At 44.2% G+C, this 11,794-nt stretch carries 13 protein-coding genes; 6 read left to right on the top strand and 7 right to left on the bottom strand.

Annotation, left to right across the window (positions count from 1 at the left end):
* Positions 1 to 54: 54 nt before the first annotated feature.
* Both ACFQPF_RS09795 and ACFQPF_RS09790 read right to left on the bottom strand, forming a co-directional pair.
* Entirely contained in the window at positions 55 to 1,353 is a 1,299-nt protein-coding gene (locus ACFQPF_RS09795; protein WP_379749086.1) for an ABC transporter substrate-binding protein, read from the bottom strand.
* Between the two features lie 520 nt (positions 1,354 to 1,873).
* Positions 1,874 to 2,806 (bottom strand): GNAT family N-acetyltransferase, encoded by a 933-nt coding sequence (locus ACFQPF_RS09790; RefSeq protein ID WP_379749084.1) that lies wholly within the window; start codon positions 2,804 to 2,806, stop codon positions 1,874 to 1,876.
* Between the two features lie 146 nt (positions 2,807 to 2,952).
* On the opposite strand from ACFQPF_RS09790, the gene pdxR reads away from it, so the two are divergent.
* Positions 2,953 to 4,431, top strand: a complete 1,479-nt coding sequence (pdxR, locus tag ACFQPF_RS09785) for a MocR-like pyridoxine biosynthesis transcription factor PdxR (protein WP_379749082.1) — start codon at positions 2,953 to 2,955, stop codon at positions 4,429 to 4,431.
* A gap of 40 nt (positions 4,432 to 4,471) precedes the next feature.
* Here the strand turns inward: pdxR and ACFQPF_RS09780 are convergent, their stop codons facing one another.
* Positions 4,472 to 5,608 (bottom strand): pepsin/retropepsin-like aspartic protease family protein, encoded by a 1,137-nt coding sequence (locus tag ACFQPF_RS09780; protein ID WP_379749150.1) that lies wholly within the window; start codon positions 5,606 to 5,608, stop codon positions 4,472 to 4,474.
* A 192-nt stretch (positions 5,609 to 5,800) separates the two neighbouring features.
* Between ACFQPF_RS09780 and ACFQPF_RS09775 the strand changes: the two genes are divergently transcribed.
* From ACFQPF_RS09775 to ACFQPF_RS09765, 3 genes are read left to right on the top strand one after another with little or no spacing between them, the layout of a single operon-like run.
* Positions 5,801 to 6,235, top strand: a complete 435-nt coding sequence (locus ACFQPF_RS09775; protein ID WP_379749080.1) for a GNAT family N-acetyltransferase — start codon at positions 5,801 to 5,803, stop codon at positions 6,233 to 6,235.
* A gap of 6 nt (positions 6,236 to 6,241) precedes the next feature.
* Positions 6,242 to 7,345, top strand: coding sequence for a serine hydrolase (locus ACFQPF_RS09770; protein ID WP_379749078.1), 1,104 nt, complete (start codon positions 6,242 to 6,244; stop codon positions 7,343 to 7,345).
* 42 nt (positions 7,346 to 7,387) lie between these two features.
* A complete protein-coding gene (locus ACFQPF_RS09765; protein ID WP_379749075.1) occupies positions 7,388 to 8,032 on the top strand; it encodes a hypothetical protein in 645 nt (214 codons plus the stop codon).
* A gap of 90 nt (positions 8,033 to 8,122) precedes the next feature.
* On the opposite strand, the gene ACFQPF_RS09760 is transcribed toward ACFQPF_RS09765, so the two are convergent.
* Both ACFQPF_RS09760 and ACFQPF_RS09755 read right to left on the bottom strand, forming a co-directional pair.
* The gene (locus ACFQPF_RS09760) at positions 8,123 to 8,407 is read right to left on the bottom strand and encodes a hypothetical protein (RefSeq protein ID WP_379749073.1); all 285 of its coding nucleotides are present in this window, start codon (positions 8,405 to 8,407) and stop codon (positions 8,123 to 8,125) included.
* Between the two features lie 72 nt (positions 8,408 to 8,479).
* Positions 8,480 to 8,815: a winged helix-turn-helix transcriptional regulator gene (locus ACFQPF_RS09755; protein WP_379749071.1), complete on the bottom strand. Its 336-nt coding sequence runs from the start codon at positions 8,813 to 8,815 to the stop codon at positions 8,480 to 8,482.
* A 118-nt stretch (positions 8,816 to 8,933) separates the two neighbouring features.
* Here ACFQPF_RS09755 and ACFQPF_RS09750 point away from each other — a divergent pair, with 118 nt between their 5' ends.
* On the top strand, positions 8,934 to 9,425 hold the full coding sequence (locus tag ACFQPF_RS09750) for a lactoylglutathione lyase family protein (RefSeq protein WP_379749148.1): 492 nt from the start codon (positions 8,934 to 8,936) through the stop codon (positions 9,423 to 9,425).
* Between the two features lie 286 nt (positions 9,426 to 9,711).
* On the opposite strand, the gene ACFQPF_RS09745 is transcribed toward ACFQPF_RS09750, so the two are convergent.
* Entirely contained in the window at positions 9,712 to 10,209 is a 498-nt protein-coding gene (locus tag ACFQPF_RS09745) for a DinB family protein (RefSeq protein WP_379749069.1), read from the bottom strand.
* Between the two features lie 303 nt (positions 10,210 to 10,512).
* On the opposite strand from ACFQPF_RS09745, the gene ACFQPF_RS09740 reads away from it, so the two are divergent.
* Positions 10,513 to 11,187 (top strand): NAD(P)H-dependent oxidoreductase, encoded by a 675-nt coding sequence (locus ACFQPF_RS09740; protein ID WP_379749066.1) that lies wholly within the window; start codon positions 10,513 to 10,515, stop codon positions 11,185 to 11,187.
* A 52-nt stretch (positions 11,188 to 11,239) separates the two neighbouring features.
* On the opposite strand, the gene ACFQPF_RS09735 is transcribed toward ACFQPF_RS09740, so the two are convergent.
* On the bottom strand, positions 11,240 to 11,785 hold the full coding sequence (locus ACFQPF_RS09735; protein WP_379749064.1) for a DUF5381 family protein: 546 nt from the start codon (positions 11,783 to 11,785) through the stop codon (positions 11,240 to 11,242).
* Positions 11,786 to 11,794 lie beyond the last annotated feature (9 nt).

Below are 11,794 nucleotides of genomic sequence, written 5' to 3'. Positions count from 1 at the left end.
TCACCTAATAATAAAGTATGGCTGAGAAGCTCAGCCATACCTTTGTGTGTGTGCTTATTGACGATCAAGCTGCTTCTTAATGCGCTCCATTGCGCTTTTCCATTCTTTCTCTGGATCCGCTTTCTTTGCCTGAACGTTTTGCAACGCCTTCATGATTTCGCCTTGTACGACCATGAAGTTCTTGCCGTAGTACACATCTTTAACTTTTTTCGCTGCTTCACTTAGCGTTTGCGCTGTGTTCAGGCCGCCGAAGTAGTCATCTTTATAGTTCTTGAATGCGTCTTGCTCATATACTTCTGTTGCAGAAGGGAATAGCCCTTGATCCTGGAATGATTTCAACTGGTTTTCTGGTGAAGTCAGCCATTCGATGAACGCGTAAGCTTCTTTCGGATGCTTTGATTCTTTCGTAACCGCTAGGTAAGAACCGCCCCAGTTTCCTGCACCTTCTGGCATTTCAACCATTGACCATTTGCCAGCTGCTTTAGGCGCGTTTCCTTTGATTACACCTTGCATCCAAGCTGGACCAAGCAATGTTGCGTATTTTCCTTCGCCCATCGCTGCGCCCCACTCAGGCGTCCAAAGTCCAAGGTTTCCAAGAACGTTTTGGCCAATTAGCTTTGTTGTGTAATCGTATGCACTCTTGATTTCTTTATTGGACTCAACAATTAGGTTGTCATCACGGTCAAAGTACAGCTCGTCTGACTGATCGCGCAATGCGTTGTAGATCAATTCGATGTTATCTGTCATCGGCTGACCAGTCTTTTCTTTTACAAGAACAGCAGCCTTTTCGAAGTCTTCCCACGTTTTGATCTTTTCAGCGACTTGTGCTGGTTCAGTTGGAAGTCCTGCTTTTTCAAATAGATCGGTGCGGTAGTACATGACCGTTGGACCGATATCAGTCGGTAAGCCGAACAAGAATTCTTTATCCGCGCTCTCACCAACGCTCCATTTCCAGTCCAGGTACTTGTCCTTCACGTCTTTCGCGCCCATGTCGTATAGGTTCACGAATTTATCTTGTGCATCACGGTACTTTTCGATAAAACCAACCTCGATCATCGCGATATCCGGTGATCCGCTTCCAGCTGAGATGGAAGTGAACAGGTTGTTGTGGTGATCGTTGAAGTCAGCTGTGTTGATTTTGATCTTCACGTTCGGGTTTTCTTTCGAGTACTCTTCAGCCAGCTTTTCATAGCCTGTGCTTCCGAATACGCCCATATTAAGCTCCACTGTCTTTTTATCGCCTGACTTGCTGTCTGTATCTGAAGATGTTTCTTTTGGAGCCGTGCTGCACGCCGCAAGAGAAGCTGCCAATGCCATTGTCATACCAGCATTTAAATATTTCTTCCAATTCATCCTTCGTATCCCCCTTAATGATTGCTTTTGAAAGCGCGTTCAGTTCTAAGAGCGAGTGAGGCTTCTCTTTAGAAAATCCATTGCTTCCCAGTAATAAAGCGTTTTCATAGATAAACTATAATTCATGCGCTCAACGCCTATCAATCCTCAGAATTTATGGAATGGTAGCAGATTTTTGGGCTGATATTTTTATAAGCAATATAATGGGTATTTTTTTTGAAAATCACTGTTATATCAGTAGATGAGAGGTGTTTGTTCTCTAAAGAAAAGAAAGCCGCCTTAAAAGGTCGTGAAAAAGACACTTTTGAGGCGACTTATTTGGTTGATGGGGCGTGCGCGGGCGCATTCGACAAGGTTACGGCTGACTTTTGGTAAAGTACGAACGAGATTTCATGTCGCGCGGCTCGAAAATCAAATGCGCGGGCGACTTACGCCTTTCTTCGGCCGATATTCCGTTATTTACCATATGAAAGCATACAAAGTTGCATTTATATGCCTCGTAAGTAGTGAGGCAACCTCGTTAACAGGTAAGATTCTTTACGTACACCGCGCTTTGGGAGTGAGGCCTCATGCCGACTTTTTGGTACAAGCGGTTCGCGTTCGTTAAGCTGTCACTGTCGACATACAGCAGTATGGTGCTTTGCTGGCGCTTGTAAGCCAGGCTGAATGCATGAAGCAGCAAAGCCTCGCCGATCCCGTGTTTACGGTACTCTCGCTTGACTCCTACTAAATCAATGAACAATCCATCATCGTGCATAGTGCTCATTAGAAATCCTGCGGGTTGATCCTCACGCCATACGATAAACCAGAGGCTAGCATCGTAGTTGTCGCCCTTCTTCTGAGCCATCCATGTAGCACCATCCTTCTGTGCATAGCCCCATGCGTCACGGAACGTGTCATCGTATAGCGAAAAGAGGATCTCTTCATCACGGTCGGGTTGAAACGGCTGGATGACGATGTTATCCGGTAAAAGCGGTACGTTTGGCGGACCTTCTAGCTGTATTCGCATGCGCTCATACAATCTGCTAAAGGTGTAGCCGCTGTTTACTGCGAGGTTAATCGCTGCTGTATTCGTAAACGGAATGTGGTTCATCAGCTTTAGTTCGCCTTCTTTGTTCTTTATGATTACAGCCGCACGTTGCTCCACTTTTTGAAGCAGGATTGATGCGATTCCTTGATTTTTAAATGCAGGGTTGACGAATACACACGTATCCAGCCGGTTAGCGCCTCTTTCTTCAAGAAAGGCATAGCCGATTAGTTTATTCGCTTCTGAAAGAACGATCCATACATTGGTTTCGATCGGAATGGATTGCCACAGATCAAGAACATCGGACAATGTAATATCCGGTTCGCCGATTTCCTCGATATCACACAATGACACGAGATTTGTCACTGCTTGTGCATCTTCTATCGTTGGGTGTTTAATGACATACATTTTTGATTCTGATTTCATATTAGCCACTCCCTTATCTTGAGTTCATGTTAGTAATCATACTGCACGGTTTCTCCTTTTTACCCATCCATTTTGTAAGTTCTTTACCAACCATTGCACGCTGCGTTTTATAATAAACGTATTATGAAAAAATGTGGGGAATCGAAATGGTTGTGACAATCGACTGGAAACCGGATAAGAACACAGCTGTACCGTTATACGTGCAAATCAAGGAATTTATTCAGTCTAAAATTGAGAACGGTGAGTGGACGGTCGGGACGAGAATTCCTTCACAGCGGAAGCTTGCTGAAGTGTTTGAAGTGAACCGAAGTACGATTGTGCTTGCCTTTGATGAACTGATGGCTGATGGGTTATTGGAAGGACATAGCGGGAAGGGCACGAGGGTAAAGAACAATGTTTGGTCATTGCTATCGTCCAACGAGCATGCCGCCGACTGGAACAGTATGATTAATAAAGGGATGCAACAGCCTAACCTGCCAACGATTCAGGATATTCATCAAGCCGAACCGCGGCCGGATTTAATCCGATTAGGGACAGGTGAGCCTTCGCCGGAATTGTTTCCGCAAGAAATGATGAAGGATATTCTGCATCGCCTTCCATCTAAAATTCAGTCACTGGGATACGTAGAAGAGAAAGGCTTATTGCCGTTAAGAGAACAAATAAGTATCTATTTGCGTTCGTTTGGAATTACTGCGTCACCGTCCAGTATTCTAATCGTTTCAGGAGCGCTGCAAGCTCTTCAGCTTGTCTCAATAGGGCTATTAAAGAGAGGATCAGCTATTCTTCTAGAAAGCCCTTCGTATTTACATTCTCTCAACCTCTTTCAATCAGCTGGAGTGAGTTTACGAGGCTTGCCTGTACATGCAGCCGGATTTGATCTTTCTTCCATTAAACATAGTAAGAAAAGAAATGCCGCTTCGTTACTATACACCAACCCAACGTTTCATAATCCAACAGGATATGTGATGTCACTGAATGATCGGAAGCAGTTATTGAACGTTTGCGAGAGCGAGCAGCTGCCTATTATTGAGGATGATGTGTACTGTGAGCTGTGGCTGGACGCACCTCCGCCTCCGCCGATTAAGGCGTTGGATCAAAATGGAACGGTTCTGTATGTGGGGAGCTTGTCCAAGGCACTGAGCCCTGGCCTGCGAATCGGCTGGGTGGTGGGCCCTGAGCCGGTCATTAACCGGTTGGCTGATATTAAGATGCAAACCGATTATGGCGCGAGCTCACTCTCTCAATGGGCAGCAGAGGAATGGCTGTCGAGCGGACGATATCATGTCCACCTTGAACAAATGCGTGCTGCCTTACGAACGAGAAGGGATGTTGCCATAAAGGTGCTAGAAGAAAAGTTTACGGGACTAGCAGAGTGGCAGAAGCCAGCAGGTGGCTTCTACATTTGGCTGCGCCTGCCCGCTGGCATTTCATTAAGAGAATTATTTGACCGCGCCTTAAAAGAAGGAATCCTCCTTAACCCCGGCCATTTGTACGATCCAAAGGCCATCCAGCATCTCCGAATTTCCTATGCCTACGCCTCGTTAGAGCAATTGGTCAAAGGACTAGAACGACTGGCGGAATTGATCAAGAACGTCATGAACAACGAGCGAGTGAACAAAACGTGAGAAACGACCAAGCATTGTCTGGTCGTTTTTCCTATGTTTGTTAATTCACCAGCTCAAGCCTTCGATTCTTGTAATCAATAATCAACCGTGCGTCGTGGCCGATATCGCTGCCTAGGATGCCATCCAGCGTAAAGAATGCACCAAAATCAGCTAGTACCTTTCTGACATTATGTAAGGTGATGAGTTGATCATTCAAATAAACGTCTAAAGATACGATGCACTCTACCTCGATCTCTTTTACATCGTTCAGTCCGCCAGCATGCACCGTTCTTTTTTCAATGAATAGGTTAGCCATTTTCGATAAGAGCGGCTGTGAGAAATGGGATTTGTTTGCGCCGGTATCCAATCCAAAGTACAACGGTACGTCATTCTCCCCTTTTACTTTGACGATCGGGGAACCGCAGAAAAACAGATTGTTCTCCGAGGTATCCATCGTTTCAGGCTTGCTGATCATCACACGCTTTTCACGGTAATCAATCTCTAGATAAAGATGCTGTATGATGTCCCATCCGATAATGCCGTCTATGGTAATGACTTCGTTCGTTTTTGGATTCTGTATGACTAACAGATCATCGCTCAAGACCAGTGAAGGCTGGTTATGGACGGTGAAGCTTCCCAATTCTATGGAATCGATAAAGGCAAAGTCCGTATTCAGCGCTTTATTGGACGAATTTTCGACCTCTAAGGCGCTATTGGGCAGCAAGCTGACACCACAGTCTCTAGCTAAAGAATGAGAGAGAACCGTCATCTCTGCTCCAGTATCCAGCCACAAGCATGCTTTCCTTCCATTTACGGTCGCTTCCATCATCGGGCAGCCACTTAGACTTAACGTCATCGGGTGATCCGATGAATTCTCCGAGTAAGCATACACCGCCTGCTGATGCTGACTGATCGTTTTCCCGATGATCCGACTGCTTCTCTCAATGCTTGGCTCCTCAAAAAGGTTGAGCATCTCAATCTGTTTCCAATCGTTTTTCGCCGAAAATAAAGCAAACAATAGCTGCGCGCAGCTGCTCCGGAATCTGGGGTTAACTGTATGAGTATAGAGCGTCTTTAATCGCTCTGCCGCCTCATCGTCATGTCCTTCTGATATCCTCTGCAGCGCAGAGGCAAATGCCGCATCCTCGGCACTCATTTCACTATGTTGAAAACGAAACGTCTTTAATTCCTCTAACACGTTCAACCTACCAGCTCCTCATGTGACGATTGTATGAATGTCTGATTACCTATTCCATAAAATGGTTAAATATCCTTTATAGTGAGCCTTGTTCAATAAAATGTTCATATTACGAGAAGGAAATAACCGAGCTGGAGAGGTATAAAGGAAGAGTAGACAAGAATAAATAGAACATAAATGGGGGTCACTTTTGTGGTAGATCACGTAAACATTAGTACGGAATGGAATGAAGAGGGCGTTAACGAGGTAAGGAAAAATTTGATCGAATACAATTTGAGCAATGTATTAGAGCATACAAGACAGGCCATTTTTGAAAAGGTCAGCATTTTGCTGAAGGATGAAAATGACACGGTCCTTGGCGGGATTGTGGGTCAAATCTATTATCATTGCTTAAGCATTGATCTCTTTTGGATAGAGGAAAAGCTGAGAGGCAAGGGATATGGCAAGGAACTCATGATGGCAGCAGAGGAACTGGCGCTGAAAAAAGAGTGCAAGCTGATCAAATTAGACACACTCAGCTTTCAGGCACCAGGATTTTATCAAAAGTTAGGGTATATCGAGTATGGGGTGCTGGATAACTTTCCGGAAGGGTTCAGTCATCATTTCTTTTATAAGAGGTTGGATTAACGGCCGATGATGCTCGTTATAATAGCCGTTCTAGCTATTGTTCTCGTCATCTTGCTGTGCATCTACTTGTTAAACCGGTCTGCAAAGAAAGCTGATTATCAAGCGATCCTAACGTATATTGAAGAAAATAAGGAAAAAGGCAGCTGTGCGATAGGGGTCAGGAAAAATGGGCAGCTGATTCTCGCGGAGAACCTTCAAGCTGTTCTCCCGCTCGCCAGTACGTCGAAAATCATCATTGCCATCGCCTTTGCGAAACAATGCGGCAGCGGGATTCTTAATTCGGGGCAGTTCGTATCTTTGGGTGAACTCCATAACTATTACATTCCTAAGACGGACGGCAACGCTCATAGTGACTGGCTGACGTATTTAGCGGAGGAGGGCTTGTTGAAAGACAACCAAACGACGCTTTTGGAAGTAGCCAAAGGGATGATGATGTTTAGCTCCAACGCGAACAGTGAATACCTGATTGATCTGGTAGGGGCAGATTCACTGCAGAAAACAATAGAAGAATTGGGATTGAAGACGCACGAACCGATCTTTCCTTTTGTTTCCTCGCTCTATATTCCTGGGTATATGAAGCAGCAGCAAGGAATGAGGGAGAAAAAGACGTTGGTGAAGGAACTGAAGGGCTTATCGCGGGAGGACTATCGCAAGCTCGCTTGGGAGATTCACACACTTTTAAAACAGAAGGGGCCGGATATGGGGGTCCCTTTATTGTTAGATCAGGTGTTTCAAGAAATTTGGTCTAAGCAGTTTATTTCAGCTTCGGCAGAGGACTATTTAACGGTATTGCGGATGTTGAATGAGAAAACGATGTTCTCGCTAGAGATTCAGCATTATCTGGATGAGGTACTCGAAGATGTCATGAAGGATCCGGGAAACCAGGTGAACCTCATCCATTCCGGCTGTAAAGGGGGCTCCACGAGCACCGTTCTCACAAATGCTGTGTATGCGAAGGACAAGAAAGGGAACATGACGGAAATCGTCTTCATGGCTTCAGAACTCGACCCGTTAACATCGCTGAAGCTGCAGCATGGGTTGAATGATTTTGTGTTACAGGCTTTGTACAATGAAAAAATCTTGCGATGTGAACAAACGAATAAACGTTGAATTCGAGCTAACTGGAATTTTACTAAACGAAGGAGAGTTTGCATGACGGCAATAGCACGTAACAAAGAAATCCGCATTCCCTTTAAATCTTACTTTCATTACGTGGGATGGGGGTTGGTTGCGGGCATTTTAACAAGATTAACGGATTTTTTTCCAAACGATGACATATGGAGCTTCAGCTCCATCGCCACTTTATTTGGCTTTTGGATTGTGACCGTGACCTTAATCACCTATTATAGTTCTTCAAATCAACAGGCTGCTGTAAACGTCCTAGTGTACTTATTCGCTATGAATATCAGTTTTTACATGTTGAAATATGCACTCGGTTTTTTCGTTCTTATGTTTAACAATGACGGATTTCAGTGGAGCCTGTTCATCCTGTATTCAATTGTTGCCGTAGTATGCAGCGCGATTAGTTATGTCCTTTACTTTTGGAACAAGGAGAACAAATGGAGTAACGTATTGTATGCATTACCCATAAGCGGATTAGCTGCCGAAACCATCGGGGTAGGTATCTACTTGTATAACAACCATACCTTTTTGTTTCAATTTATGTTTAATTTCCTTAGCTTCATGCTATTGTTTCGTTGGTTCTATCAAAAGGCAAATCATAAGCTGATTTATTTGGCAGCCATCACCGTTACCACGTTAATCGTATATTCCCTGATTTACCGCCCGTTTCTCTAACCGAAAATAGACATGGAAAATAGCAGCTGAATCGTTCAGCTGCTATTTTCCATGTCGTTGGGTAATATTGTGCTGAACATGCTGATGAGCTTATGCTTCACCCATGCCTAAGCCAAGCAAAATGAAGTAGACCAATGAACCGGTCAGAAGGAGCGAGGATAAGAGCCCGAATACACTCATCATCTTTTTTTCGTTCTTTTTCGCGAGAGCGTACACACTCACGATCAGGGAGAGTGGAGATCCGATATATAGTGTGTAGACAATCACCTTGAATACCGATTCTTCGGTGAAGCTTGGTACGGCAAACAATAAGCAGAACAATAGGATGGGCAATCCGAATGAGACATAGCTTCCCCAAGAATAGTGCTTCATCATCCAAAGACCGCCTTCTTCAATTGGAAAATTATGATAATTATAGGTTATCATAGATGACGTTTGTTGAGAAGGTTATTGATTCTGCTCGCTGCCCCATTCATGCATGATCTGCAGCAGGGGCTTCAACGTACAGCCTTTCTCTGAGATGGAATATTCCACTCGCGGCGGCATTTCGTTGTATTGTGTCCGAATGATCAGCCCGTCCTGTTCGAGCTCTTTCAGCTGCTGGCTAAGCATTTTGTGCGTAATGCCTGGCAGCAGTCTTCTCAGTTCGTTGTAGCGGTGCATACCGTCATAGGCGAGGTGCCAAAGGATGACGAGCTTCCACTTGCCGCCGACCTTATTCAACGTATATTCAATCGAGCATTTTAGCTTTCCGTGATTATCGACCTTAATGTTGCTGCTCATTTTCATTCTCCTTACTACCCTTTTGGTTAGTATCTCCCCAAAAAGTGCATACTTTTGTGAAGAAGAATACCCCGTTATACTGTGTATTGTCAAACAAATCAAGGAGGTTTTTAGCATGATGACATATCCAAGAAGCTTTTCACATATTGGCTTGTCTGTCCCTGATCTGGACGCAGCCATTAAATTTTATACAGAGGTGTTCGGCTGGTACACGATGATGGAGCCATCGGATGTCGAAAACGATGATTCCGCGATCGGCCAAATGTGCCGTGACGTGTTCGGCAACGACTGGGAAAGATTCCGCATCGCCCACCTTTCAACAGGCGATAAAATCGGGATCGAGTTGTTCGAGTTCCCGCAAAACGAAAAGCCGGAAAATAACTTCGAATATTGGAAAACAGGCATTTTCCATTTCTGTATTCAAGATCCGGATATCGAAGGCATGGTAGAGAAGATCAAAGCACACGGCGGCAAACAGCGCATGCCGATCCGCGAATACTACCCGAACGACAAGCCATACAAAATGGTTTATGTAGAAGATCCGTTCGGCAACATTTTCGAGATCTATACGCATAGCTATGAGATGACATATTCGCAGGGCGCGTACTAAATCATTGAACACAAAAAAGCACTCAGCGGGAGAGTCCCGCAAGAGTGCTTTATTTTGTTTAGAGAAATTAAAACAAGCTAACCTTTGGATAATCATTCCGTTCGTGCAAGGAAAGGCTCCTTGTGGCAAATAAACGTGTCGAAAAATAAATAAAATTTCTTTGTGCAAATAAATGTTTTAAACCTGCAAATAAGAGGCGGAAATCTGCAAATAAAATTCTCAGAACTGCAAATAAATGTCCTATTCCTTTTTCCGGTATCGTACCGAGGTCAGGGAAATCTGATGATTAGACCGGGTATCCGCCCGTTGGAGGCGGCCAAGCACTGAATAATCGGCGAATCACAACAATTTCTCCTAAGTGGTACGTGTTGTGAGAGGCAATATTGCGGAGCACACCGCCTGGGGTTTCACCAGGAAAGGTCTTTAAGTGCTGATCGAGTGGAAGTGTTTCAGCGAGCGTACACGCTTGATCAATTCCTTGAAGAAAATGCTGCACGACCTGTTTCCATTCATCCGCGCTAGCTGGGCCTTGCTCATCTGGCCAGCTTTCTCCCACAGAGGAAGGGAGTGTACGTTCTTTGTCCTCTGCAGCCAATAAAAGGAAATCCTGCCAGTAGGCCATGTGTTTCACTAATTGATAGATCGTGTATGGCAGTTCGTTTATGGGTCTTCCCGCAAGATCCATGTCGATATCATACAGTGCATTCTTTATAGGAAGATGTCCTCGTTCACCTCGTAAAGATTTTACTAATGCTTCGCTAAACGCTTTATTGTGTGGCTCCATTTATAACTGACCTCCATAATTTTGTTTCTGTGCGTATCCTTTTCGTATCATGCATCCGAGAGGGAAGTCAAACGTTATAGCTGATAACTGTCCACTCATCAGGAGATATTATGACAGACAATAGATTGCCTAACTTGCCCGCGGCTTCCACTGGGCATGAATAGATGAAGAAGTTGCCGAGGGGACCATCATACTTTCTTTAATGGTATAAAAATGATACTATAACACTTAAAAGTACATACTTTTAGTTATTAAATAATTATTTTATGATAGGCCTATAAATGAATGGAGGCAAAGAGTGACATGAATACAGAAGCCAAGAAGCAAGAAATACTTGACGCTTTTCGATTTAGAAGTGCCACAAAGGAGTTTGATCCGAACAAGAAGATCTCGGATGAGGATTTTGAGTTTATTTTGGAAACAGGCCGCCTGTCGCCGAGCTCGTTTGGATTTGAGCCATGGCGTTTTGTTGTCATTCAAAACCGTGAGCTGCGCGAACAGCTGAAACCCGTTTCTTGGGGAGCGCAGGGGCAGCTGCCGACTGCGAGTCACTTTGTCGTGATGCTATCTCGTTCAGCAGAGGATATGATTTACAGCTCTGATTATATCGAGCATATGAAAAAAGACGTTCACCACATGCCGCCTGAAGCTTACGAGGCGATCAGCAAGTTTTATAAAACGTTCCAAGAATCCGACTTCAAGCTCCTAGAAGACGAGCGTTATATGAACGACTGGGCGGCGAAACAAGTGTACATCGCACTCGGCAACATGATGACAGCTGCCGCTCAGATCGGCATCGACTCATGTCCGATTGAAGGGTTCGATCAGGAGAAGGTGCATGACATTCTGGAGAAAGCCGGCGTGCTCGAAGGCGGAAACTTCCAGGTCGCCGTCATGGCAGCGTTCGGGTATCGAATCCGCGAACCGCGTCCAAAAAGCCGGCAGGAAATGAAGGATGTTGTGAAATGGGTGGAGTGACATGATTGAAAGAGACCAAGCTTTGATTAAAAAGCCTGGTCTCTTTCGTTTGTTAGTCTATCTTATGATTTTTACCCTCATAATTCAAATCCTTTATGAGTTGGCTGTTGGCCTTTTTTTCATCCCATTGTCTCTTTGCTTCATTTGGCAAATAAGGATAGATATGTTCGTCAATCATATCAAAAAAGTTAACTTCATGAAGCAGGTTGTATGTTTTAAATTTGATCTTTTTATTGTCGTGCGTGTCGATATATAATTCATTAAATAAATTTATGGGACTTCGCTTGAAATCAATCTTTTTAATCTCGTGGAATGAGACCTTCTTCTGTTTTTGAAGAAGAAAGCCATCGGTTCCTGGAGTGATGGTAAACAAAACTTTACCTGGAGGGAAGAATCCAGGCAGTGCCCAAAGCGTTTCATAGATAAAGAAGGGGGTGAGAACAATGCCTCCCGCTAAGTAAATATACGATAATAAAGAGTTTAATTTCAGACCATGATTAATGATGAAGTAACAGGAAATCAAGCCTCCGAAAAGAAAGAGAGTAGACATGATATACATGAAAATGTGTCCTCTAACTTTGATTACATTTGCATTCAAGTGAAAGCC

The organism is Fictibacillus iocasae (assembly GCF_042665465.1).
Taxonomy (GTDB): domain Bacteria; phylum Bacillota; class Bacilli; order Bacillales; family Fictibacillaceae; genus Fictibacillus; species Fictibacillus iocasae.
The sequence above is the reverse complement of the archived record's forward strand: the minus strand, read 5'-3'. Positions and strand labels throughout refer to the sequence as shown.

Excerpts from the sequence above, each read along its gene's own strand:
- ACFQPF_RS09795 (WP_379749086.1), bottom strand. The coding sequence starts at position 1,353 with ATGAATTGGAAGAAATATTTAAATGCTGGTATGACAATGGCATTGGCA.
- ACFQPF_RS09790 (WP_379749084.1), bottom strand. The coding sequence starts at position 2,806 with ATGAAATCAGAATCAAAAATGTATGTCATTAAACACCCAACGATAGAA.
- pdxR (WP_379749082.1), top strand. The coding sequence starts at position 2,953 with ATGGTTGTGACAATCGACTGGAAACCGGATAAGAACACAGCTGTACCG.
- ACFQPF_RS09770 (WP_379749078.1), top strand. The coding sequence starts at position 6,242 with ATGATGCTCGTTATAATAGCCGTTCTAGCTATTGTTCTCGTCATCTTG.
- ACFQPF_RS09765 (WP_379749075.1), top strand. The coding sequence starts at position 7,388 with ATGACGGCAATAGCACGTAACAAAGAAATCCGCATTCCCTTTAAATCT.
- ACFQPF_RS09760 (WP_379749073.1), bottom strand. The coding sequence starts at position 8,407 with ATGATGAAGCACTATTCTTGGGGAAGCTATGTCTCATTCGGATTGCCC.
- ACFQPF_RS09755 (WP_379749071.1), bottom strand. The coding sequence starts at position 8,815 with ATGAGCAGCAACATTAAGGTCGATAATCACGGAAAGCTAAAATGCTCG.
- ACFQPF_RS09750 (WP_379749148.1), top strand. The coding sequence starts at position 8,934 with ATGACATATCCAAGAAGCTTTTCACATATTGGCTTGTCTGTCCCTGAT.
- ACFQPF_RS09745 (WP_379749069.1), bottom strand. The coding sequence starts at position 10,209 with ATGGAGCCACACAATAAAGCGTTTAGCGAAGCATTAGTAAAATCTTTA.
- ACFQPF_RS09740 (WP_379749066.1), top strand. The coding sequence starts at position 10,513 with ATGAATACAGAAGCCAAGAAGCAAGAAATACTTGACGCTTTTCGATTT.